Below are 23,528 nucleotides of genomic sequence, written 5' to 3'. Positions count from 1 at the left end.
GTGGATGAGTTTCTGACCTGGTACTTCTCACGCAACCCTATCTCCGCCACCCTTCTCGGCGCCGACGGCCACGACAGGACGCTCGGCGACTACACCGCGGAGGGCCTGCTCGCCTACGAGCGCGAGCAGGTCGCATGGCTGGAACGACTCGAGACGTGGGAGACCCCCACGCTCGACGACGAGATCGACCGCGACCTGGCCGTCTCCCACCTGCGCGGCGAGCTGGCGCTGGCCACGTGGCCGTGGTGGCGCAGAGACCCCACGGCCTACCTCGGCGGGATCTTCTCCTCGCTGTTCGTGCCGTTCCAGCGGGCGCTCAAGCCCGAGCACGAGCTGGTCGAGGCGGCGGTCGCGCAGCTCGGCGAGGTGCCGGGCGTGCTGGCGGCCTGCCGTACCAACCTCGACCCCGACCTGGCGGCCGACCTGCAGGTGCAGCGCGCGCTCGGCCAGGCCCGCACCGCGAGGGGGCTGATCACCCGCACCATCCCCGCGATGATCGCCGACGAGTCGGCCCGCGCCAGGTTCGCGTCGGCGGCCGAGCCCGCCGCCGACGCCTTCGACGGCTTCGTCACCTTCCTGGAGAACTTCACGGCAGGCGGCAGCTGGCGCATGGGCGAGAAGCTCTACTCCACGCTGCTGACGGAGAAGGAACTGCTCGGGTACGGCGCCGCCGGGCTGCACGAGCGGGGCAGGCAGCAGGTCGCGCTGCTCGACGGCCAGATGAGGGAGCTGGCGCGCAGGTTCGACGGCTCCGACGACTGGCGTGCGGCGCTGGCGACCCTGGCCGAGGACCACCCACCGACGCTGGAGGCCATGCGCGAGGAGTACGAGGCGCAGACCCAGCGTGCCAGGGAGTTCGTCCGCGAGCGCGACCTCGTCACCTTCCCCGAGGGCGAGGAGTGCCTGGTGCTGCCGTCGGCGGAGTACAACAGGCCCATCCTGTCCGTCGCGCACTACATCGCGCCGCCGCCGCTGACCAGCTCGCGGCGCGGCTACTTCTTCGTGCCCTACACCCCCGACGGGTTCACCGACGAGCAGGTACGGCAGCGCCTGCGCACCAACAGCCGCTTCCAGATGCCGGCGATCGCCGTGCACGAGGCCTACCCTGGGCACCACTGGCACCTGGCGCACAAGGCGGGCAACCCCAGGACCATCCGCAAGGTGTTCAGCACGCCGTACTTCAACGAGGGCTGGGGCCTCTACGTCGAGAAGATGATCAACGAGCAGGGGTACTTCGACACCCCCGCCACCGAACTCGGCTTCCTCGACGCGCGCATCTTCCGCGCCGCCCGCATGGTCGTCGACACCGCGCTGCACTGCGAGGACATGTCGATCGCGGACGCCGAGGCTTACATGCTGGCCAACTCCTCGCTCTCGCCCGAGACGGCCAAGGGCGAGGTCAACCGCTACTGCGCATGGCCGACCCAGGCGCCGTCCTACCTGACGGGCGCGCTGGAGATCGACAGGATCAGGGGCTCGTTCACCGGGTCGCTGAAGGAGTTCCACGACAGGGTCGCGGGCTCGGGCAGCCTGCCGCTGGGCCTGGCCGAGAAGGCCGCGCTCGGCTGACGGCGCCGGCCGGCGACGACGAAGCCGACGGCACCGCCCGGCTGGCGGCGCCGCGGCTGGGGCTGGGGTGGCGGTCGCGGTGGGCCCGTGACCGCCACCGGGTTCACGCGTTCCTGCGCGGGAAGACCGGCGGGTTGAGCGACCGCTCGACCACCGCGGCGAGCTGCTCATCGGTCAGCACCACGGGCTTGCCCACGGACAGCCCGCGCACGTAGACCTCGCACAGCCACTCCAGCAGCCTGGCCGCGTCGAACGCCTGGGCCATCGTCGCGCCGATGGTCACCCCTCCGTGGTTGGCCATCAGCGCAGCCTGCTTGCCCTCCATCGCGGACCTGATGTTGGCGGCCAGCTCGGGCGTGCCGTAGGTGGCGTACTCGGCGACCTTCACCACGCCGCCCAGCAGCAGCGCGTTGTAGTGGACGGGCGGCAGCTCGGTCATCGTGGTGGCGACCACCGTGCCGAACGTCGAGTGCGTGTGCACGACGGCATGCGCGGCGGTCGAGGCGTAGATCGCCAGATGCATGGGCGTCTCGGAGGACGGCTGCGTCTCGCCCTCCACCAGATACCCCTCGACGTCCACGATCGGGCACAGCTCGGGGGTCAGCCGGTCGAGCGCGACGCCGGCGGGGGTGACCACCACCAGATCGCCGTGGCGGGCGCTCAGGTTGCCCGAGGTGCCGAGCACCAGGCCCAGCTCGACGGCGCGCCTGCCGTAGTCGCAGATCTGCTGTCTGAGCAGGTCGACGGCGGTCACAGTGCCTCCAGAGTGGTGATCAGGATGCGCTCCAGCTCGGCCCTGCCCAGCTGGTCGGGGTAGAGCAACGATCTCAGGCTCAGGCCGTCGACCAGGGCGAGCAGCCGCTCGGCGACCACGCCGAGGTCGTCGTCCGTGCGGATCTCGCCCGCCGTCCGTGCCTGCTCCAGCAGCTGCCGTACGGCGGCGCGCAGCTCGGCCGCCTCGGCCCGCTGCACCGCGGCCAGCCTCTCCACCGCCAGGCTGCGGCTCCAGAAGCTGATCTCGAGCCGGGTCTCCTGGTCGCGTTCGGCGTCGAGCGGCAGGTTGTCGAGCAGCACCTCGCGCAGTGCCGCCAGGCCCGTCAGGCCCTCGACCCGCCGGGTGATGCGGGCGCGGATGCGCTGGTGCGAGTGGCGCAGCGCCGACAGCAGGATCTCGTCCTTGTCGGTGAAGTAGTGGCCGAGCACTCCGTTGGACAGGCCGGCCTCCTTGGCGATGGCGCGGCTGGTCGCGGCGTCGATGCCGTCGCGCACGATGACGGTGCTCGCGGCCGACAGCACCTCGCGGCGACGCTCCTCGTGGTCAACGATCTTCGGCATGCGTCCAGCATATTGACTTTTTATTCGGACGTCTGTCTACTACCGGCCATGAGCGTTGTGACCGTAGGCGTGCACATCGTGGACGTCCTCACCCGGCCGGTCGAGACCATCCCTGCGGGCCAGGACACCGTGCTGGTCGACCAGATCCGTCTCACGGCCGCGGGGGCCGCCGCGGGCACCGCCGTCGACCTGGTCAAGCTGGGCAACCAGGTCACGTCCATGGGCGCGATCGGCGACGACGAGCTGGGCGACTTCCTCGTCATGATCATGTCGAGGCACGGCGTCGACGTGTCGGGGCTCGCCCGCCGTACGGGGGAGCAGACCGCCGCCTCCATCCTGCCGATCAGGCCTGACGGCGGCAGGCCCAGCTTCCACGTGCCAGGGGCGAACCTGAGCGTCACCCTCGCCGACCTCGACGTCGACGTGCTGCGCCGCGCGAGGGCCGTCCACCTGGGTGGCATGGACGTCACCTTCGGCCTCGGCGACCCCGCCTTCTTCGCGCTCCTCGACGAGCTGCGGGCACAGGGCACGGTCGTCACCATGGACCTGCTGTCGGAGATGCCCGACCTGCTGGGCATGGCGCGGGCCTTCGTCCCGCACGTGGACCACGTCCTCCCCAACGCCTCCCAGGCCCTCGCCATGACGGGCGCGGACAGCGTGGAGGCGGCCGCCTCGGAGCTGCTATCGGACGGAGCCACGGGCGTGCTCGTGACGCTCGGCGGCGAGGGCAGCCTGGTCGTCACCGCCGAGGGCGCGACCCGGGTGCCGGCCCTGGAAGTGGAGGTCAGCGACACCACGGGGTGCGGCGACGCCTACTGCGCGGGCTTCCTCACCGGCCTGCTGCACGGGCACGACCCCGTCACCGCCGCCCGATGGGGCACGGCCGCCGCCGCCCGCGTCGCCACCGGTCTCGGCTCCGACGCGGGACTCATCGACCTGGAATCGACCCTGAAAGGACTGTCGTGAAGGACGCCGAGCTGAGGAAGCGCGCGCAGCAGGTCATCCCCGGCGGCATGTACGGTCACCTCAACGCGGCCATCTTCGCCCCCGGCTACCCGCAGTTCTTCGCCCGCGGTGAGGGGTGCAGGCAGTGGGACGTGGACGGCCGCGAGTACATCGACTTCATGTGCTCGTGGGGCCCCGTCGTGCTCGGCCACCGGCACCCCGTCGTCGAGGAGGCCGCCGCGCGGCAGCTCGCCCTCGGCGACTGCCTCAACGGGCCGGGCCCGATCATGGTCGAGCTGGCCGAGCTGCTCGTCGACACCATCCCCAGCGCCGACTGGGCGATGTTCTCCAAGAACGGCACCGACGCCACCACCCAGGCGCTCATGGTGGCGCGGGCGGCGACCGGCCGTACCAAGGTGCTGATGGCGCACGGCGCCTACCACGGCGCCGACCCGTGGTGCACGCCCTCGCCGGCGGGCACGACCCCCAACGAGCGCGCCGATCTCGTCGAGTTCGCCTACAACTCGCTGGAGTCGCTCGAGGCGGCGGCCGCCACCGTCGAGGGCGACGTGGCCGCGATCATCGTCACGCCCTTCAAGCACGACTCCTTCGAGGACCAGGAGCTCGTCGAGCCCGCCTTCGCACGTGGCGCCCGCGCCCTCGCCGACCGGCTCGGCGCGGCCCTGGTCATCGACGACGTGCGCGCGGGCTTCCGCATCGACCTGCGCGGGTCGTGGGAGGAGTACGGCGTGCGCCCGGACCTGACCGCCTGGTCGAAGGCCATGGCCAACGGCTACCCCATCGCGGCGGTCACCGGCACGGACGCGCTGCGCGGGCCCGCCCAGTCGCTCTACTCCACCGGCTCGTTCTGGTTCTCGGCGGTCGCGATGGCCGCGGCCAAGGCCACCATCGAGACGCTGCGCGACACCGACGGCATCGCGACCATGTTCAGGTCGGGAACCCAGCTCCGCGAAGGCCTGTACGCCCAGGCCAAGGCCCACGGCTTCACCGTCAACCAGACCGGGCCCGTGACCATCCCCTGGCTGAGCTTCGAGGGCGACGCCGACCTGTCCGTGGCCCTGCACTGGAGTGACGCCTGCCTGCGCAACGGCGTCTACATCCATCCCTGGCACAACTGGTTCATGTCGGCGGCCCACTCCGAGGCCGACGTCGCCCGCGCCCTGGAGGGCACCGACCAGGCCTTCGCCGAAACCCGCGCGCACTTCGGGGCGTAGGACCCCCGCAGCGTCGACGCCCGCGGCGACCCCGGCGCCCCGTCCCGGACGCCCCCGGTGAAGACCCGGGGGCGTCCGGCGTTTGCAGCGGAGATCTGCCGGAGTGTCCGGTGTTCCCGGTCTCCTGGATGTTCGGGGTTCGCGGTGGAGGTTCCCCGGGGTGTCCGGTCTCCCGGTCTCCTGGATGTTCGGGGTTCGCGGTGGAGGTTCCCCGGGGTGTCCGGTCTCCCGGTCTCCTGGATGTTCGGGGTTCGCGGTGGAGGTCTCCCGGGGTGTCCGGTCTCCCGGTCTCCCGGTCTCCCGGGCGTTCGGGGTTAGCAGTGGAGATCTCCGGGGTTGTTCGGTGATCGCGGTGGAGGCCTCCAGGGTGTGTCCGGTGTCCACGTCCAATCGAGGGTGCGTTTCAGCCGCCTCCGGGTGGTTTCTCTCGTCCGGGCAATGCCGTTCGGCGGGCGTTCTCGTTCGCCTGGTCACGCCGTTCGGCGGGCTCCGGCGGCGCCTGCCGGGATACGCGGGGCCCAGGACCGGGCGCGCCCGTTGACGGCGGCCCTGACGGCGTCGGGCGGCGCGCGGCGTCCCGCTCCTTTGAAGATCGTCTGTGACACCCTTGCCGTCCATGCCGTTGTCGACGATGCTGTCAGCCTCGTCGCCGCTACGCGCGGTCCGCGTACGCTCGACATGGGTCCGACCTTCGCCCCGAAATCACGGTGTGGCCTCTCAAGGTCACAGCTGCGTCTCGAAGTCTTGACCCAGGTCGTCGGCCGTCCGTACCTTCAGGCAAAAGTTTAGGAAACTTTCCTAATTGATCCAATCGGGAGACCCCATGACCCACCCGGGAGAGATCACCAGGCGCCAGCTGCTGCGCCGGATCGGCCTCACCGCCATCGCCGCAGGCCCCGGCGCGGGCCTCCTCACCGCGTGCGCGACCGGCGGCGGGGCCGAGCCCGCCGCGTCGGCCGGCGCGAGCGCGGCCGCCTCCAACCTGGTCTCCGCAGCCAACCCGCTCGGCGTGGACGCCAAGAAGCCTCTCGAAGTGGTCATCTTCAGCGGCGGATACAGCGACGCCTACGCCAAGGACGTCCATGAGCCGCTGTACTCCAAGGCGCACGCGGGCGTCCAGATCAAGCACGTCGGCACCCAGAACATCGGCACCCAACTGCGCCCCCGCTTCCTCAGCGGCGACGTGCCCGACGTGGTCAACAACTCAGGCCCCGAGGCGCTCGACCTGGCCGCGCTCGCCGCCGAGGGTCACCTCGCCGACCTGACCCCGCTGTGGGACGCCCCCTCCGTCGACGACCCCAGCAAGAAGGTCCGCGACACCATCACCCCCGCGGCCATCGAGAACGCCAAGCTCAACGGCCAGGACCTGGTCCTGAACTACACGGTGTCGCACCGCGCGCTCTGGTACGACGCCAAGCTCTTCGCCGCCAAGGGGTGGACGCTCCCCGAGACGTGGGAGGAGTTCAAGGCGCTCGGCGAGACGGCGAAGAAGGAAGGCATCGTCCTGTTCGCCTACCCGGGCCAGAAGGGCCCGTACTACCAGCTCTGGAACATGCTCTACACCGCCGCGAAGATCGGCGGCAACCAGGTCATCATCGACATCGACAACCTCGTCGACAACGCGTGGAAGTCCGAGGCGGTCAAGGCGTCCGTCACCGCGTGGCTGGAGATCCAGACCGCCTACGGCGACAAGGCCTACCTCGGCCTCGACCACACCCAGACGCAGGTCAAGCACCTGCAGCACAAGGTGCTGTTCTACCCCTGCGGCTCCTGGCTCGAGAACGAGATGGTCAAGGACAAGCCCAAGGACTTCGAGTACGCCATCGCGCCTGTCCCCAGCGTGACCGCCGCCGACAAGATGCCCTACGGGGCGATCCAGGTCGGCGTGGGCGAGAACTTCGTCGTCGCGGCCAAGGGCAAGAACCCGCAGGGCGGCCTGGAGTACTTCCGCATCATGCTCTCCAAGGAGGGCGCGAAGGGCTTCACCGAGAAGACCAAGAACCTCACCGTGGTCAACGGCGCGGCCGAGGGCCTCGACCTGACCCCGGGCCTGGTCAGCGCCGCCAAGGCGCAGGACGCCGCGGGCCAGGACATCATCACCGACGCGCGCTTCGAGGGCTGGTACAAGGAACTGTTCGACTTCGCCTGGCAGCAGCAGAACACGCTGATGGCCGGCCGTCTGACCGTCGACGAGTACCTGAACAGGGTCCAGAAGAAGGCCGACGACATCAAGGCCGACTCCTCGATCGCGAAGCAGACGAGGAACGTCTAGCGGCGATGAGCACAGAGCGAACCCGACGCAGTGAGCGGAGTGGGTCCGTGAGGGACGAGCGGGCCCGCGGAGCGAATGAGGAGGGTGAGCGACGATGAATACAGAGCGGCTGCGCAAGTACGGGTTCATCGCCGGGTTCCTCATCGTCCCTCTGACCCTCTACCTGGTTTTCGTGATCAGTCCCTACATCCAGGCGTTCCAGCTGTCGCTGACCAACTGGAACGGGTACCAGAGGAATCCGGCCTACATCGGCCTGGAGAACTTCGGCAGGCTCTTCGAGGCCGAGGTCTTCTGGCAGGCGATCCGCAACCACGCGGTGATCCTGCTCGTGCTGCCGCTCGTGACCATCGCCTTCGCGCTGTTCTTCGCCTTCCTGCTCAATCTGGGCGGCGGTTCGCGCGGGGCGGGCATGAAGGGCGTCTGGGGGTCGACCTTCTACAAGGTGGTCTTCTTCGCCCCCCAGGTGCTCGCCGTCGCCGTCGTCGGCGTGCTGTGGAAGGCGATCTACCGGCCGGACGAGAGCGGCGTCATCAACGGCGCGCTCATCAAGATGGGCTTCGACCCGGTCGGCTGGCTGACGGAGCCGAACCTGGCTCTCTGGTCACTGCTGGCCGTGATGATCTGGCAGGCGGTCGGCTTCTACGTGGTGCTGTTCTCCGCCGGTATGGCCGCCATCCCGAAGGACTACTTCGAGGCCGCCGCGCTCGACGGCGCGGGACGCTTCCGGCTGTTCTTCTCCATCACGCTGCCGCTGCTGCGCGACACCATCCAGGTCGGCTGGGTCTACCTGGGCATCGCGGCCTTCGACTGCTTCGCGCTCGTCCAGGTGCTGTCAGTGGACGCGGGCGGTCCCGACGGCGCCACCACCGTGCTCCCCGTCGAGATCTACAAGACGGCCTTCTCCTACAACAAGGTCGGATACGCCTCCGCCATGGGGGTCGCCCTGTTCTTCCTGACCATCACCTTCGCGGTGCTGACCCTGCGCGTCTCCAGGCGCGAGAAGATCGAGCTCTGACATGCGGAACAAGCGCACGCCCAACGTCTTCAGCGGTCTCTCGCATCTCGCGCTCGTCATCTGGGCCCTACTGATCATCCTGCCGCTGCTGTGGACGTTCCTGGCGGCCTTCAAGAACAACACCGAGATCTTCGGTGACGCGCTCCAGCTGCCGGGCGCGCTGCGCTGGGACAACTGGGCGCGCGCGTGGGACAAGGCCCACGTCGGCACCTACATGATCAACACTGTGATCGTGGTGTTCTTCGGTACGGCGGGCACCATGCTGTTCGGCTCCATGGCCGCCTACGTGCTCGCCCGCTACAAGTTCCCCGGGCAGCGCCTGATCTACCTGCTGTTCGTGGCGGGCATGGCCTTCCCGGTCTTCCTGGCCATCGGCCCGCTGTTCTTCATCGTCAAGCAGTTCGGCCTGCTCGACTCGCACATCGGCCTGGTCATCGTCTACATCGCCTACTCGCTGCCCTTCACCGTCTTCTTCCTCGCGGCCTTCTTCCGCACGCTCCCCGAGGCCGTCGCAGAGGCGGCGAAGATCGACGGAGCCTCGCACACCAGGACGTTCTTCCAGGTCATGCTGCCGATGGCCAGGCCGGGCATCATCAGCATCACGATCTTCAACGTGCTCGGCCAGTGGAACCAGTACCTGCTGCCGCTCGCGCTGGTACCCGGCGACAAGGAGAAGTGGGTCATCACCCAGGGCATCGCCGACATCTCGACCATCGCGGGATACGAGGCGGACTGGCCCGCCCTGTTCGCGGCGCTGAACCTGGCGATCATCCCGGTGCTCGTCATCTACATCGTCTTCCAGCGCCAGATCCAGTCAGGGCTCGGAGCGGGCGCGCTGAAGTAACGTGGCCGTATGACCGACTGGAAGCAAGAGGGAGAGGTGCTCCGGCGCAGCATCAGCGCGCCGGACTTCCCCACGGCCATCCGCATCGTCGACGCGATCGCGGTCAAGGCCGAGGAGCTCAACCACCATCCCGACATCGACATCCGCTGGAGGACCCTGCATCTCGCGCTGACCACGCACGACGCGGGCCGCCTCACCGAGCTTGACCATACATTGGCCGCCATCATCGACGACATCGCCCGCGAACACGGGGCGTGAACGCCTGACTACTCAGTAGAGTGGGCACCCGCCTGCTCGTCTGGAGAGTTCGTCATGCGCCTGCCGACACTCATGCTCGCCCTGCTGCCCCTCGGGGCGTGCGCCGCCCCCACCACCGCCCTCGTGCCGACACCGCACGAGGGGGTGCGCATCTCCGGCGGCGGCGAGTTCAGCACCAAGGACACCTCGGCCATCGTCTACGACGCCAAGCTGGCGCCGTCCGGCGCGCAGGCCAGCGTCACCGTCGAGTCCGCCGACGGCCAGACCCGCACGTCCTTCGTCGCCGAGGGGCTGCTGCCCGACCGGAAGTACGGCGTGCACCTGCACACCAAGCCGTGCGGCCTCAAGCCGGACGATTCGGGCCCGCACTTCCAGCACGCCCACGCCAGCCCGAGCGCGACCAACGAGGTGTGGCTCGACATCACGACCGACCGCTCGGGAGCGGCCACCTCGGCCGCGCGTAACCCCTGGGCGCTGACTCCCGACCGGGTGCCGCACTCCCTGGTCATCCACGCCTCCGCCACCGCCACCGACGGCACAGCGGGGGCGCGCGTCGCCTGCCTGACGCTCAAGTAACCCCGGCGCGCGTCTCCTGCCTGCACAGACGATCCTGCGGTAGGGCGCGTCCTCGGCCTGAGCTCAAACGATCCTCCGGTCCGGCGCGCGTGCTCCGCCTGAGCTTGAACGATCCTCCGGCCCGGCGCGCCTCCTCCGCCTGAGCTCGAACGACCCTTCGGCCCGGCGCGCGTCCTCGGCCTGAGCTCAACCGATCCTCCGGTACGGCACGGCGGGGTCGAGGCCACCGCAGGACGACGGTTGAGGCCCGTCCATCACGCTGCTCCAGCGGGACTCCGGTCCCCGCCGTCACGTCATGGCGGTCCTTCACCCACCCTGGCCCTGCAGGGCCGCCGAGGGCTCGGGCCGGTGCGACCTCACCCACGCGCGGTCCCTTGTCGGGCCTCACCCACGCGCGGTCCCTTGCCGGGCCTCGGCCACGCGCGGTCCCTTGTCGGGCCTCGGCCATGCCCGGCTCGCCGAAGTTTGGGCCGGTGCGACCTCACCCACACGCGGTCCGTTGCCGGGCCGGGCCACGTGCGCTCGGGGAGGCGTGTCCCTGGACAGACGCCGGCCCCGCGCCTCGGGTGGCGCGGGGCCGTGCTTGCCGTACGAGACCCCGGGAAGCGGGGCCCCGCGACGGCCGGTGGCGGGACCCCGGAAGCCCGGGAGGTGGGGCCACGCGCGACGGTCGGTGGCGGGACCCCTGGGAGGCGGGGCCGCGCGACGGCCGGTGGCGGGACCCTCGGGAGCCCGGGAGGTGGGGCCGCGTGCGGCGGCCGGTGGCGGGACTCCTGGGAGGCGGGGCCGCGTGGCGGTCGGTGGCGGGACCGCCTGCGATCCGACGGTCGGTGGCGGGACGGTCAGTGGCCGGCTGGGATGCTGCCGAACTTGCCGGACTGGTAGTCCTCGAAAGCCTGCACCAGCTCGGCGCGGGTGTTCATCACGAACGGGCCGTAGTGCGCCACGGGCTCGCCGATCGGCCGGCCGCCCAGCACGATGACCTCCAGCGTGTCCTTCGGGCGCGCCGCGATCCGCAGCCACTCCCCGTCGGTCGTCAGGCCCGGCTTGTCGCCGAAGCCGTCGAACACCGCCAGCTGCCCGCTCGTGATCGGCTGCCGGTCGCCGCCGACCGTGCCGCGTCCCGACAGGACGTACGCGAGGGCGTTGAAGTCCCTGCGCCACGGCAGCGTGAGCTGCGCGCCGGGGCTGACGGTCGCGTGCAGCAGCGTGATCGGCGTGTGCGTGCTGCCGGGGCCCAGGTTTCCGGCCACGTCGCCCGCGATGACGCGGACCAGCGCGCCGCCGTCGTGGCTGCTGAGCAGGACGACGTTGGTGCGCCCGATGTCCTGGTACTTCGGGGTCATCATCTTGTCCTTGCCGGGCAGGTTCACCCACAGCTGGATGCCGTGGAACAGGCCGCCCTTCTGGACGAGCCACTCGGGCGGGGCCTCCTTGTGCAGGATGCCGCTGCCCGCCGTCATCCACTGGGTGTCGCCGTCGGTGATGGTGCCACCGCCGCCGTGGGAGTCGGTGTGGTCCATGACGCCGTCGATCATGTAGGTGACGGTCTCGAACCCGCGGTGCGGGTGCCACGGCGTGCCCTTGGGCTCGCCGGCGGCGTACTCGACCTCGCCCATCTGGTCCATCATCACGAACGGGTCGAGGTAGGCGGGCTTGATCGTCGCCAGGGCCTTGCGGACGGGGAATCCCTCACCCTCGAAACCGCTGGGCGCGGTGGCGACCGTCAGGACCTTGCGCTCGGGCACGGTGACGTCCGGCTGTGGCAGGCGCGGCAGAGTGAGCTGGTTCTCTACGGTTACGGCGGGCATGTCGGGCTCCTTCCTGCGAGTCTCGGATGCTCCAACCAAGTTTAGAATTCAACTATTCCATGCCGAAGACCGCAGGGGGAGGGGCTGGGGCGAGAACGGCGTCCCCGTCGTGGATGGGGGAGGCGCCGGCGACGAAATTCGTCAGCGCCTCGCCGTACACGCAGCGGGCCTGGGTGAGGCCGCCCGCCGCGCGCCTGGTGAGCAGATCGACCGGCAGCTCGCTGGGGGAGGCGGCGATGATCAGGTTGCCGAACCTGCGGCCGCGCATGATGCCGGGCTCGGCCAGCAGTGCCACGTGCTTGAAGGAGCCGCGCACGGTCGCCACCACCCGCCTGGCGAACGCCAGGCCCTTGCCGTCGGCCATGTTGATCAGCAGGGTCCCCGAGGCGCGCAGGACGCGGGCGACGTCGGCCATGTACTCGGCCGTCGCCAGCTCGACGGGCATCGTCGCGCCCGAGAAGGCGTCGAGGACGAACAGGTCGGTGGAGCCGTCCCAGATGGCGGCCGTCGCCTCGCGCCCGCCCTGGACACGCACCTTCAGCCTGGGCACTGAGCGGAGGTCGAGCTGCGAGCGCACGAGCTCGACCAGTGCCGCGTCGGGCTCGACGACGATGTGCCTGGAGCCGGAACGGGTGGCGCTGACGTAGCGGGGCACTGTGCAGGCCCCGCCGCCGACGTGGACGCAGTTCAGCTCGCCCTCGGGCAGGACGTCGATGACGTCCGCCATGAGCCGCACATACTCAAAATCCAGATATGTCGGATCTTCTAGATCCACATACGACTGCGGTACGCCATCCTTGGACAGCATCCATCCGCTCGGCCGGTCCAGATCCCTTAGCAGCTCGACTTCGCCGAAGGTCACCGGATAGCGGCCGGGCATCGGCTCCCGCGGTCCACGTGTCACGTTCGGCTCCCTATCTGGTATATCGAGGTGGAACTTGTTCCTGGGAGAACCGTATGCGTAGGCGAAGGCTGATTGGGCTGCTTGTCGCGCTCGGCGTGGTGGCGGGCGCAGGCGCCTTCGCGTTCGTGGCCTCCTCGGGTGTGCACGGCAGCGCCATGGCGACGGCCGGCGCCTATCTGGCAGCCTGGCAGCGCAGTGACGTCACCTCCATGGAACAGCTCGTGGCCGACCCGCCCGCCGACTTCACCGACAGGCACCTCGCCTTCGCCGACCAGTTCAGGGTCTCGGCGCTCACGCTCAAGCCGGGCAGCCTCAAGGTCACCGGGGAGGAGACGGCGGAGCTGCCGTTCAGCGGCACCAGGCAGCTGACCGGCATGGGGCCGTGGGCGTTCGCGGGGACGTTACGGCTCGCCGTGAAGGACGGCGCGTGGAAGGTGCTCTGGGGTCCCGAGACCCTGCATCCGGCGCTGCGGAACGGAGGCACGCTGTCGCTGGAGGAGACCGAGGTGTCGGGCGTGGAGCTGGTCACCAGGTCGGGGGCGGCCTTCCCGCACGACAGTGCCGCCGAGCCGTACCTCGACCGGCTCAAGGAACGGATCGGCGAGACCAACACCGGCTGGGCGATCAGAGCGACCGCTCCGGGCGCGGAGGGAAGGACGCTGGTCGTCTTCCAGCCGCCGCCCGCCAGGCAGGTGCACGTCACGCTGTCGCGCCCGGTGCAGGCGGCCGCGGCCAGGGCGCTGGACGGGGTCGACGAGGCCGCCGCGATCGTCGCGGTCAAGGCCAGCACGGGAGAGGTCCTGGCCGTGGCCGACCGGCTGGGTGAGGCGGGCGCCTTCGAGCGGCTGTTCCCGCCGGGCTCGACGTTCAAGGTGGTGACCGCCGCGAGTCTGCTGGAGGCGGGGATGACGGCCTCCAGCGCGGTCGCCTGCCCGCCGAGCTACGCGGGCATCGCCAACTCCGGCGACCAGACCGCCACCACGCTGGCGGGAGCGTTCGCGGTCTCCTGCAACACCACTTTCGTCCAGCAGGCGCTCACCAGTCTGGGCGCCGCGCGGCTGGAACGGGTCGCCACGGAATGGGGCTTCGACGGCAGAAAGCTGCCCACCGGCGTGGGCGGGCAGTGCGGCAGGCTCACGCCGGAGGCCGACCGGAGCACGCTGGCGCTGAACTCCATCGGGCAGGGAACGGTCGAGGCCTCGCCGCTGTGCATGGCGGCGCTCGCCGCCGCCGTCGACAGCGGCATCTGGCGCTCGCCGAGGCTCGTCACCGCGAAGGCGGCGAGGAAGCTCGACGGCGCGCCGCCCGCCGAGGTCACGCTGGACCAGCGGGTCGTCCAGGACCTGCGGACGATGATGCGCCAGGTCGTCAGCGAGGGCACCGCCAAGGACGCGGGCCTCGGGGCCGACGTGGCGGGCAAGACGGGCACGGCCGAGGTGCCCGCGGGCAGGCCGCACGCCTGGTTCGTCGGATACCAGGGCGATCTTGCCTTCTGCGTGTTCGTCAAGAACGGCGGATCGGGCGCGAAAGTGGCGATTCCCATAGCCGCCCGCTTCCTCGGCGCGCTCTAACCTACGCTACCGTAGGTTTCATGACGAGTGTCGCCACGTTCCCCAAGCCGCGGCTCCGCGGCTGGCTGCACACCGGAGCCCTCCCCGTGGCCCTGGTCGCCGGATTCGTCCTGGTCGCTCTGGGGCCCACCGTCCAGGCCAGGCTGGCCTCCGCCATCTACGCGATCACCTCCGGCCTCCTGTTCGGCATCTCCGCCACCTATCACCGCAGCACGCTCGGCCCCCGTCTGGCCGAGGTCCTGCGCAGGTTCGACCACGCGAACATCTATCTGATCATCGCGGGCACCTACACCCCGTTCGCCCTCCTCGCCCTCGACGGGCTGCCCAGGGTCCTCGTGCTCGCCATCACGTGGGGCGGCGCGCTGGCGGGCGTGCTGTTCCGCGTGCTGTGGATGTCGGCGCCCCGCTGGCTCTACACCGTCCTCTACCTGGCGCTCGGCTGGACCGCGATCTTCGTGATGCCGCAGCTCCTGCAGGGCGCGGGCGCGGCCGCGGTCGTCCTCGTGGCCGTCGGCGGCGTCCTCTACAGCGCCGGCGCCATCGTGTACGGCCTGCGCAGACCCGACCCTTCGCCGCGCTGGTTCGGCTTCCACGAGGTCTTCCACGCCTTCACCGTCGCCGCCTACCTCGTGCAGTACATCGCGGTGTCGATCGTGGTCTACTCTCAGGCGTGAATCTCGGCCATGAGCAGTACGTCTGCGTGACGACCTATCGCAGGAACGGCACCCCCGTGCCCACACCGGTCTGGGTGGCGCAGGACGGCGACGCCGTCGTGATCTGGACCGTGGCCGACTCCGGCAAGGTCAAGCGCATGCGCGCCAACCCGTCCGTCACCGTCGCGCCCTGCGACGTGCGCGGCAGGATTCGCGGCGAAGAGGTGAAGGCTCGCGCCGAGGTCCTCTCCGCGGAGGAGACCGAGCGCGTCAGGCGGCTGCTGAAGGCCAAGTACGGCCTGCAGGGCAGGCTGGTGCTGCTCGGCAGCCTGCTACGCCGGGGTCGTACTGGCACGGTCGGTGTCCGGATCGCTGATATTTGACCCATACCTGGTCTGTATTCGCCAAACTTTGGGATATCAGACCAGGTATGGAGCAATTGGCAAGCACCTGGTGGCTCATCCTCATCCGGGGTATCTGCGCCGTGATCTTCGGCATCCTGGCGATCATCTGGCCGGCCATCACGGTCTTCGTGCTGGTGATCTTCTTTGGCGCCTACGCGCTCGTCAACGGCATCTTCACGCTGGTCTCCGCCTTCCGGCACAACGTCGAATCCAGGGCCTGGCTCATCATCTCCGGCATCCTCGGCATCCTGGCCGGCATCGTGACCTTCGTCTGGCCGGGGATCACGACGCTCGCCCTGCTCTACGTCATCGCGTTCTGGGCGATCTTCACGGGGGTCGCGGAGATCATCGCGGGCATCCGGTTGCGGAAGGCCATCGACAACGAGTGGATGCTGATCATCGGTGGGCTGCTGTCGGTGATCTTCGGAGTGCTGCTGCTGATCTGGCCCGCGTCGGGAGCGCTCGCGCTGACGTGGCTGATCGGCACCTTCGCGATCGTCTACGGAATCGCGATCATCATGCTGTCGATCAAGGTGAAGAACCTCGCGTGAGCCCGCCCGCGCCGCTGGCTCCTCTCGGTGGCGAGGTGTGTAGAACCTTGTGCGATCAAGCCTCTTTCGCGAAAAGTCTTTACATGGACGCCCAAATATGGGGAACGTATGTCGTGATCCAGCTCACAGAGGAGGGGACATGGACGTCCATGACCGGCTCGCCCGCCACCTACTCGTCGACGGCTACCGGCTGGTGCTGGATCTCGACAGAAGCCAGGGCTCCTGGCTCGTCGACGCCCGCACCGGCCGCCGGTACCTGGACTTCTACACCTTCTTCGCCTCCGCCCCCCTCGGCGTGAACCCGCCGCTCGACAGGGAACTGCTCGGCAGGATCGCGCTCAACAAGCCGGCCAACCCCGACATGTACAGCGAGCACCTGGCCGACTTCGTCGACACCTTCACCCGCGTCCTCGGCGACCCCGACCTGCCCCGCCTGTTCTTCGTCGAGGGCGGCGCGCTCGCCGTCGAGAACGCGCTCAAGACGGCCTTCGACTGGAAGAGCCGCCGCAACGAGGCCGAGGGGCGCCCCCGCGAGCTCGGCACCCGGGTCATGCACCTCACCAAGGCCTTCCACGGCCGTTCCGGCTACACCCTCTCCCTCACCAACACCGAGCCGCTCAAGACCGACCGCTTCCCCGTCTTCGACTGGCCGCGCATCGACGTCCCCGCGACCCACATGGAGGACGTCGAAGCCCTCGAGGTCAAGGCCCTGGCCCAGGCGGCCGCCGCCTTCGAGCGCCACCCCCACGACATCGCCTGCTTCATCGCCGAACCCATCCAGGGCGAGGGCGGCGACAACCACATGCGCCCCGAGTTCCTTCAGGCCATGCAGGCCCTGTGCCACGAGCACGACGCCCTGTTCATCCTCGACGAGGTGCAGACCGGGGGCGGGACCACCGGGACCCCCTGGGCGTACCAGCAGCTCGGCCTCGCCCCCGACATCGTCGCCTTCGCCAAGAAGGTGCAGGTCGGAGGCATCATGGCGGGCAGGCGCGTCGACCTCGTCCCGGACAACGTGTTCAACGTCAGCGGGCGCATCAACTCCACGTGGGGCGGCGGGCTCGTCGACATGGTCCGCTCCCGCGCCATGCTCGAGATCATCGAGCGCGACGGTCTCATCGCGCGCACCGCCGAGGCCGGCGTCCGCCTCGTCGAGGGGCTCGGCAAGCTCCAGGCCGAGCAGCCCGCGCTGGTGTCGAACGTGCGGGGCCGGGGTTTCATGTGCGCCTTCGACCTGCCCGACGCCCCCCGCCGCAGCGCGCTCATCACGCGTCTGCGGGAGGAGGAGGGCGTCGTGGTCCTGCCCTGCGGGGAGCGTTCGGTACGGCTCAGGCCCGCGCTGAACATCCCCGACGAGGATCTCGACCACGGCCTCACGGCCATCTCCCGCGCCCTCTCCCGACCTCTGTGACCAGCTTTCCCCCCGATCGACCCCGTCACCAGGCCCGGCTGAACCCGCCGGTGGATCGGCCCGCAGGGCCCGCCACGACCGCCGGCTCTCAGCTCAGCCGGCCGTAGGGCGCAGGATCAAGGTGACGAACCCCCACGTGTCCCGATAGACGCGCAGCCATTCGGAGCGGTGCGCCGTGGCCACCGCGAGCGCCTCGGCGCTGTCCGGATCCCCCTGGTTGTCCAGAGCCCAGGAGGCCAGCGTCCCCGTCCATGCCCATTCGTAGCCGTCCAGCTCCTCGCGGGAGCTGACGTGCCCGTAGACAGGAGTCCACCCGTCGGCGACGACCCGATCCACGGTGGTCGGCAGATCGGCGAAGTCGCCGAGCATCTCGACGGCCTCCCGAGACGGCTCGCGCAGCCAGAGCCCGTCGCCGACCAGCACCCGCCCGCCCGGAGCCAGGTGCTCGCGCGCCGCCGCCAACGTGGGGAGCAACCCGCCGAAGGCGTGCGCGGCTCCGACACTGAGTACCAGGTCGAACGCGTGCGAGGCGGCGAAGTCCGCGGCCGCCCGGTGATGCAGGACGAGACGATCCTGGACGCCGAGGGCGCCGGCCGCCTTGCGGGCGTGCGCGAGAGCGACCTCCGAGGTGTCCACCCCCTCCGCCCGTACGTCCGGACACGCCGTCAGAGCGCGCAGAAGCCATTCCCCGCCCCCGCACCCGAGGTCGAGCACGCGTTCGTCACCGCGTGAAAGGGCGCGATCCAGCAGCCGCCGGACCGAGTCGTCGTCGAGCGGCGCCGCGATGGGGTGGTCGGCATGAGCCAGTCTGGAGATCAGGTCACGATGCATGGGGCGCAGTGTCACAGAGCCGCCGGTCGCGGCGCACCTGTATTTGTCCCCGTCGGGGATCGGAAAGGAGCCCGCAGGAAGCCGGGGTGACCTGAAGGCGTCAGGACGTGCGGAGGTACCCACGGTGCGGGCCGGCTCGGTGACCCATGTCCACCTCGAACCACCGGGCGCTCGCCCAGGTCGGCGGGCCCTGTCTCGGAGGCACGCGCGCTCAGGGAAGGCTGCTAGGTGTCGCGATTGAGCCACAGGCCGATGGCGGTGACCCGGTTGTCCGCGCCGAGTTTGGCGTAGATCCGGTTGACGTGGTTCTTGACCGTCTTCTCACTGAGAAACAGTCGTTGCGCGATCTCGCCGTTGGACTGACCGGTCGCGATCAGGTCCATCACCTCAGCCTCACGCTTGCTTAAGCGTGCGACGTCGTCGACTCTCATCCGGCCTCCGGGACAGCGAAGTCGGTCAGATCGCCGATTGGCCCCCGTGCTTCCGGCGTAAGCGGTTGACAGCGAGCATAACTCGCATTGTCCTGATTTGGGGCCAAAGTCACGGGAGAAAAGCAGAAGGCCGGCCCCTGAGGACCGGCCTTCTCGCCTGGGGTGACGTGAACCCCGGGTCGGCGAGTCATGGCCTCACGGTGGCTGATGGCCACAAGGGGCGTCCGGCTGACGGAACGCAGGGCACTACCCGTCCCTCGCGCGACGCGCTCACCATGTGCCGCCCGCCTGCTGGCGGGTCGGCGCGTTGAGGCGGTTGAAGGCGTTGGTGATGGCGATGTTGAGGACCAGCACGGCGAGCTCCTTCTGGTCGAAGTATTTGGCGGCCATGTCCCATACCTGGTCGGGCACCGGGTCGGGCCGGTCGGCGAGCCGGGTGATGGCCTCGGTCAGGGCCAGCACGGCGCGTTCCTCATCGCTGAACCATGGCGTCTCACGCCATGCGACGACGGCGTGGGCCTGCTCGTCGGTGGCGCCGTGGTGGCGGAGTTGCTGGGCGCCCCCGGCCACGCAGGGGCTGCAGCCGTTGATCTGGCTGGCTCGCAGGTGGCTCAGCGCCAGCAGCTTCGCGTCCACTCCGGCGCCCAGGATGGCCTTGTTGACGCCCATCAGCGCCTGCATCGCCTCGGGGATCAGGGTCGCAGGGTTCGGCATGCGTTCGGTCGGCATCGCTTTCTCCTTCGTCGTCGTGCTCTGACGGGAGTCATCTGACCACCGGCGCGTCGGGGCCCGCGCCGTCCGTGGGACAGCGTGGGACACCCGGGACGCGGCCAAGCTGCGGAAACGAAAGTCTGTTCCGTGACCGCGGGCTGGGACGGGTACCGTGATCGGGTGTCGAGCGGACCTGAGCACCTGAACGCCCAGCTCACCCGGATCAAGGAGTTGAGCGGGCTCAGCGTGCGCGCCCTCGCCCGCCAGGCGGGCCTCAGCAGCTCCTCACTGTCCCGGTATCTGACCGGACAACTGGTGCCGCCATGGGAAGCCGTCGTGGCGCTGTGCCGGGTCGTGGCCCGCGATCCCCGTCCGCTGCGCGCGGTGTGGGTTGAGGCGTCCAAGGCCGGAGCGGCACCCAGCCCACGCCGGAACGACCTCCCGGCCGACCTAGCCGACTTCACCGGGCGCGAGACGGACGCGGCGCTGGTCGAGGAACTGCTGCGTACCGCGGGCGCGGTCGCGATCGACGGCATGGCGGGCGTCGGGAAGACCAGCCTCGCCGTGCACGTGGCGCACCGGCTCGCGCCGTCCTTTCCCGACGGTGGGCTCTATCTCGACCTGCACGGCTTCACCCCGGGCCAGGAACCGTTGGAGCCGTCGGCCGCACTCGGCCGGCTACTGGGCGCCCTGGGCGTCGCGCACCCTCCGGCCGAGACGGTCGAACGCGCGGCGCTCTGGCGGTCGGAACTGTCCCGGCGCCGGGCGCTCGTCGTGCTCGACAACGCGGTCGACGCCGAGCACGTGCGTCCGCTGCTTCCCGGCGCGGGTAAGTCCGCCGTGCTGCTCACCAGCCGCAATCGGCTGGTGAGCCTGGACGGGGTGCCGCCGGTGTCCCTGGAGGCGCTCCCCCCTGCGGACGCGGCGTCGCTGTTCGGGCGGGCGGCAGGGGTGGACCTGACCGAAGAGGAGGCGGTCGCCCAGGTGCTGCGGCAGTGCGGTGGCCTTCCGCTGGCGCTGCGGATGGCGGGCGCGAGGCTACGGCACCGTCCAGGCTGGACGGCGGCGGTGCTGGCCGAGCGGCTGCGCGACAACGCCGGCCGCTTCGACTCCGTGTTCGGCATGTCGCTACAGCAGCTCGACGCGGTCCAGCGCCGCATGTTCCGGTTGCTGGGCGTGCTGCCCGGCGCCGACTTCGACGCCCCGGTGGCGGGCGCGCTTGCCGACATGACGCCGGACCGCGTCAACGCGGTACTGGAAGAGCTGGTGGACGCGCATCTGGTCCAGGAGCCCTCGCCAGGGCGGTACCGGCTGCACGACCTGATCCGGCGGTACGCGGCCGACATCGCCGCCGATGAGGAGCCGCAGGCGGATGCCGCCGTGCGCCGTGTCCTGAGCCACTATCTGGAGCAGGCGACCGCCTACGATCGGACGCTGCCCCTGCCGCAACGCAAGGAGACCGTGCCGGGCGATCCGGCGAAGGCCATGGCCTGGTTCGACACCGAGTACGCCAACCTGGTCGCCTGTTTCGACACCGCTGCTCGGCTCGGCGCGGACGAGGTGGTGGCTGAGCTGCCGCAGGCCATGCGCGTCTGGTTCCTCCGGCATCGCGGAACCGACGATCAGGTACGCCTGCTCGAAGCGGCCGCGGCCGCCGCGGAACGTCTCGGGCGTAGCCGGCAGCGTGCCTCACTGCTCGTGGATCTCGGTTTCGCCCGCGCCGCCGCCGGACGTCTCGCCGAGGCGCTCGCCGCCTACGAACTGGCCGGACAGTCCGGTTCGGACGATGACGAGCTGGCAGGCGCGCTGGCGTTGCGCACCGGCTTCGTCCGCCGGGATCTCGGCGACCTCGAAGCGGCACAGGCACAGTTCCGGCTGGCGCGCACGCTGTTCGAGAAGACCGGGCATCGCTCCGGGCAGTCCCAGGCGCTGGCCTTCGACGGATGGGTGACCCTCCACCTCGGACGGCGCGGCGAAGCCGCCGAGCTCGCCCGCGCGTCACTCGCCCTGGCCGAAGGGCCCGCCCGGATGACCGGGCTGGTCACGCTCGGTGTCGCACTGGCGCCGGACGACCCGGCGGAGTCGCTGCAAGCGCTGCATGAGGCGTTGCGGCTCACCGAGGTGCAGCACAACAAGGCGTGGTGCCACAACTATCTCGGTGTCGCGCTGCGCGTCATGGGTTCACTCGACGAGGCACTCGAGCACCATCGACGCGCCTTCGAGCTGCTGGAACCGCTGGCCGAGGCACAGCTGGAGATCGACTTCCTGCCCACGTACGCCGAGACGTGCCGCGCGGCGGGCCGTCACGACGAGGCGCTGGCGTTGCATGAGCGCACCATCGAACTGGCGCGCAGGCTCGGGCGGCCGCGTGACGAGGAGCGCGCGCGTGAGGCGTACCAGGCCATCGTCGGCGCCGTCCCAGCCGGCGACCATGGAACGGACTCTCGTTTCCGCAGCTAGGCCGTGTTCCCGGTGTCCCACGGTGTCCCACGGACGGTGCGGGCCTTGACGCGTCGATGGTCCTATGGCTCATGTCAGAACGCACCGACGAACGAGGGACGATCCGCAACATGAGGATCACCCCCCACGGAAGGAAGCCCGCCATGAGCGACGCCAAGCAGCCCGCCAACACCACCGCCGAGGCCGACAAGAAGTACGACGGGTTCACCGCTGAGGAGCGGGCCGCGATGAAGGAGCGCTCCCAGGAGCTGAAGGCGACCGCCCGCCGCGGCTCGCGCTCGGCCAAGCCGGACGGGGAGAGCGAGGTGCTCGCGAAGCTCGCCGAGATGTCGGAGTCGGACCGCGCCACCGGCGAGCGGCTCCACGCCATCATCAGGACCCACGCGCCGTCGCTGTCGCCGAAGCTGTGGTACGGAATGCCGGCCTATGCCAGGGACGGCAAGATCGTCTGTTTCTTCCAGCCCGCGCAGAAGTTCAAGACGAGGTACTCGACGCTCGGCTTCAACGACCTGGCGCTCCTCGACGACGGCACCATGTGGCCGACCGCCTTCGCCCTGACGACGCTGACCGCCGAGGACGAGGCACGGATCGGCGAGCTCGTGAAGAGGGCGGCGGGCTGAGGAGCCGGTGTCGTCGTTCGGCATGCCGGTCCGTGGAGCGGTGACCCGGGGTCGGGCATGGCCGTCTCACCGGCACCACGGACCCCACTCCGGCGGGTTCGTCACCGCCGGGTGGAGCCGACCACCCGGGCGTCACGTACCGCCTCGTCACCGACGTACGGGGCGAGCGCTCCACGTGATACCCCGCGTCTGGTGCGAGCCCTCGGAGGGGCGATGAGGACCTCCGGCACCATCCGGAACCGGAACCAGGAGCTCGTGTCGCGGCTTCTTTCCCATCCGGACACCCGATCACGCAGAAGGCCCGACCACCGGAGTGATCGGGCCTGCTGACCTGACATTTCACTTGGGGTGAGTGAGGGGACTTGAACCCCCGACATCCAGGACCACAACCTGGCGCTCTGCCAACTGAGCTACACCCACCATGTCGCGCCGCCGTGGCAGCACATGGAAAAGTGTAGCGGTCTTCGGGACCCTTTGCGCCACTCAGCCCAGGGACACGCCTTCCGCGAGCGTCCTGGCGGTCGCGGAGTCGGGTCCCGGCTGGCCGACGAACACGGCCGCCCGGTAGTAGCGCAGTTCGCGGATGCTCTCCGTGATGTCCGCCAGCGCCCGGTGTCCGCCCTGCTTCTCGGGCGCGGCGAAGTAGACGCGGGGGTACCAGCGCCGGACCAACTCCTTGATCGACGACACGTCGATCATCCGGTAGTGCAGGAAAGCGTCCACAGCCGGCATGTCACGGGAGATGAACGTGCGGTCAGTGCCGATGGAGTTGCCGCACAGCGGCGCCTTCTTCGGCTCGGGGATGTGGCCGCGGATGTAGTCGAGCACGAGCGACTCGGCCTCCGCGAGCGTGACGCCCTCGGCCAACTCGGGCAGCAGGCCGGAAGCGGTGTGCATTTCGCGGACCACTTCCGACATCTGCTCCAGTGCCTCGGACGGCGGCTTGATGACCACATCGACGCCTTCGTCCAACTGCCGAAGCTCGCTGTCGGTGACGACGCACGCGACCTCGATGAGCGCGTCGCGCCCCAGGTCCAGCCCGGTCATCTCACAGTCGATCCACACCAGCAACTCACTCATACGATCAATCTCCTCGCCCCAGCGGCTCGGAGCTACCCGCC

General features: G+C 69.8%; 23 protein-coding genes and 1 tRNA gene. 15 read left to right on the top strand and 9 right to left on the bottom strand.

What is annotated here, in order from left to right; translation table 11 throughout:
* On the top strand, positions 1-1,569 hold the full coding sequence (locus ACFSKW_RS30420) for a DUF885 domain-containing protein (protein WP_379575911.1): 1,569 nt from the start codon (positions 1-3) through the stop codon (positions 1,567-1,569).
* 103 nt (positions 1,570-1,672) lie between these two features.
* On the opposite strand, the gene ACFSKW_RS30415 is transcribed toward ACFSKW_RS30420, so the two are convergent.
* Positions 1,673-2,323: a class II aldolase/adducin family protein gene (locus ACFSKW_RS30415; protein WP_379575910.1), complete on the bottom strand. Its 651-nt coding sequence runs from the start codon at positions 2,321-2,323 to the stop codon at positions 1,673-1,675.
* Positions 2,320-2,904: a TetR/AcrR family transcriptional regulator gene (locus ACFSKW_RS30410; protein WP_379575909.1), complete on the bottom strand. Its 585-nt coding sequence runs from the start codon at positions 2,902-2,904 to the stop codon at positions 2,320-2,322. Before ACFSKW_RS30410 ends, ACFSKW_RS30415 begins: the two co-directional genes overlap by 4 nt.
* Positions 2,905-2,952: 48 nt before the next feature.
* On the opposite strand from ACFSKW_RS30410, the gene ACFSKW_RS30405 reads away from it, so the two are divergent.
* The 7 genes from ACFSKW_RS30405 (at position 2,953) to ACFSKW_RS30375 (ending at position 10,049) form a co-directional block, all read left to right on the top strand.
* Positions 2,953-3,870 (top strand): carbohydrate kinase family protein, encoded by a 918-nt coding sequence (locus tag ACFSKW_RS30405; RefSeq protein ID WP_379575908.1) that lies wholly within the window; start codon positions 2,953-2,955, stop codon positions 3,868-3,870.
* On the top strand, positions 3,867-5,084 hold the full coding sequence (locus ACFSKW_RS30400; protein WP_379575907.1) for an aminotransferase class III-fold pyridoxal phosphate-dependent enzyme: 1,218 nt from the start codon (positions 3,867-3,869) through the stop codon (positions 5,082-5,084). Before ACFSKW_RS30405 ends, ACFSKW_RS30400 begins: the two co-directional genes overlap by 4 nt.
* An 823-nt stretch (positions 5,085-5,907) precedes the next feature.
* Positions 5,908-7,356, top strand: a complete 1,449-nt coding sequence (gene ngcE, locus ACFSKW_RS30395) for an N-acetylglucosamine/diacetylchitobiose ABC transporter substrate-binding protein (protein WP_379575906.1) — start codon at positions 5,908-5,910, stop codon at positions 7,354-7,356.
* Positions 7,357-7,450: 94 nt separating this feature from the next.
* Positions 7,451-8,371, top strand: coding sequence for a carbohydrate ABC transporter permease (locus ACFSKW_RS30390; protein ID WP_379575905.1), 921 nt, complete (start codon positions 7,451-7,453; stop codon positions 8,369-8,371).
* A gap of 1 nt (position 8,372) precedes the next feature.
* Positions 8,373-9,215, top strand: coding sequence for a carbohydrate ABC transporter permease (locus tag ACFSKW_RS30385; RefSeq protein ID WP_379575904.1), 843 nt, complete (start codon positions 8,373-8,375; stop codon positions 9,213-9,215).
* A 9-nt stretch (positions 9,216-9,224) separates the two neighbouring features.
* Positions 9,225-9,473: a 4a-hydroxytetrahydrobiopterin dehydratase gene (locus ACFSKW_RS30380; protein ID WP_379575903.1), complete on the top strand. Its 249-nt coding sequence runs from the start codon at positions 9,225-9,227 to the stop codon at positions 9,471-9,473.
* 54 nt (positions 9,474-9,527) lie between these two features.
* On the top strand, positions 9,528-10,049 hold the full coding sequence (locus ACFSKW_RS30375) for a superoxide dismutase family protein (RefSeq protein ID WP_379575902.1): 522 nt from the start codon (positions 9,528-9,530) through the stop codon (positions 10,047-10,049).
* A gap of 842 nt (positions 10,050-10,891) precedes the next feature.
* Here ACFSKW_RS30375 and ACFSKW_RS30370 read toward each other — a convergent pair.
* Together ACFSKW_RS30370 and ACFSKW_RS30365 are read right to left on the bottom strand one after the other, a co-directional pair.
* Positions 10,892-11,860, bottom strand: coding sequence for a pirin family protein (locus ACFSKW_RS30370; protein ID WP_379575901.1), 969 nt, complete (start codon positions 11,858-11,860; stop codon positions 10,892-10,894).
* A 52-nt stretch (positions 11,861-11,912) separates the two neighbouring features.
* Positions 11,913-12,668: a spermidine synthase gene (locus ACFSKW_RS30365; RefSeq protein ID WP_379576323.1), complete on the bottom strand. Its 756-nt coding sequence runs from the start codon at positions 12,666-12,668 to the stop codon at positions 11,913-11,915.
* A gap of 149 nt (positions 12,669-12,817) precedes the next feature.
* Between ACFSKW_RS30365 and ACFSKW_RS30360 the strand changes: the two genes are divergently transcribed.
* From ACFSKW_RS30360 to lat, 5 genes are all read left to right on the top strand, one after another.
* Complete coding sequence (locus ACFSKW_RS30360; RefSeq protein WP_379575900.1) at positions 12,818-14,335, top strand: penicillin-binding transpeptidase domain-containing protein; 1,518 nt, start codon at positions 12,818-12,820, stop codon at positions 14,333-14,335.
* 20 nt (positions 14,336-14,355) lie between these two features.
* Positions 14,356-15,009 (top strand): PAQR family membrane homeostasis protein TrhA, encoded by a 654-nt coding sequence (gene trhA, locus ACFSKW_RS30355; protein WP_379575899.1) that lies wholly within the window; start codon positions 14,356-14,358, stop codon positions 15,007-15,009.
* Entirely contained in the window at positions 15,006-15,371 is a 366-nt protein-coding gene (locus tag ACFSKW_RS30350) for a PPOX class F420-dependent oxidoreductase (protein WP_379575898.1), read from the top strand. Before trhA ends, ACFSKW_RS30350 begins: the two co-directional genes overlap by 4 nt.
* Positions 15,372-15,418: 47 nt before the next feature.
* Complete coding sequence (locus tag ACFSKW_RS30345) at positions 15,419-15,943, top strand: HdeD family acid-resistance protein (protein ID WP_379575897.1); 525 nt, start codon at positions 15,419-15,421, stop codon at positions 15,941-15,943.
* 139 nt (positions 15,944-16,082) lie between these two features.
* A complete protein-coding gene (lat, locus tag ACFSKW_RS30340) occupies positions 16,083-17,354 on the top strand; it encodes an L-lysine 6-transaminase (RefSeq protein WP_379575896.1) in 1,272 nt (423 codons plus the stop codon).
* A 93-nt stretch (positions 17,355-17,447) separates the two neighbouring features.
* Here lat and ACFSKW_RS30335 read toward each other — a convergent pair whose 3' ends face one another.
* The 3 genes from ACFSKW_RS30335 to ACFSKW_RS30325 form a co-directional block, all read right to left on the bottom strand.
* Complete coding sequence (locus ACFSKW_RS30335) at positions 17,448-18,185, bottom strand: SAM-dependent methyltransferase (protein WP_379575895.1); 738 nt, start codon at positions 18,183-18,185, stop codon at positions 17,448-17,450.
* A 224-nt stretch (positions 18,186-18,409) separates the two neighbouring features.
* A complete protein-coding gene (locus tag ACFSKW_RS30330; RefSeq protein ID WP_379575894.1) occupies positions 18,410-18,616 on the bottom strand; it encodes a helix-turn-helix domain-containing protein in 207 nt (68 codons plus the stop codon).
* Between the two features lie 270 nt (positions 18,617-18,886).
* Positions 18,887-19,345 (bottom strand): carboxymuconolactone decarboxylase family protein, encoded by a 459-nt coding sequence (locus ACFSKW_RS30325; protein WP_379575893.1) that lies wholly within the window; start codon positions 19,343-19,345, stop codon positions 18,887-18,889.
* Between the two features lie 162 nt (positions 19,346-19,507).
* Between ACFSKW_RS30325 and ACFSKW_RS30320 the strand changes: the two genes are divergently transcribed.
* Entirely contained in the window at positions 19,508-21,787 is a 2,280-nt protein-coding gene (locus ACFSKW_RS30320; protein ID WP_379575892.1) for an ATP-binding protein, read from the top strand.
* Between the two features lie 143 nt (positions 21,788-21,930).
* Positions 21,931-22,407 carry an iron chaperone gene (locus tag ACFSKW_RS30315; protein WP_379576322.1) on the top strand — a complete coding sequence of 159 codons (477 nt, stop codon included), beginning with the start codon at positions 21,931-21,933 and terminating at the stop codon, positions 22,405-22,407.
* A 344-nt stretch (positions 22,408-22,751) separates the two neighbouring features.
* Here the strand turns inward: ACFSKW_RS30315 and ACFSKW_RS30310 are convergent.
* Together ACFSKW_RS30310 and orn are read right to left on the bottom strand one after the other, a co-directional pair.
* Positions 22,752-22,827 (bottom strand) — tRNA-His (locus tag ACFSKW_RS30310).
* Between the two features lie 63 nt (positions 22,828-22,890).
* On the bottom strand, positions 22,891-23,487 hold the full coding sequence (gene orn / locus ACFSKW_RS30305; protein ID WP_379575891.1) for an oligoribonuclease: 597 nt from the start codon (positions 23,485-23,487) through the stop codon (positions 22,891-22,893).
* Between the last annotated feature and the right edge of the window lie 41 nt (positions 23,488-23,528).

This window comes from Nonomuraea mangrovi (assembly GCF_042681425.1).
Lineage (GTDB): Bacteria > Actinomycetota > Actinomycetes > Streptosporangiales > Streptosporangiaceae > Nonomuraea > Nonomuraea mangrovi.
This window is presented reverse-complemented; position numbering and strand designations above follow the sequence as displayed.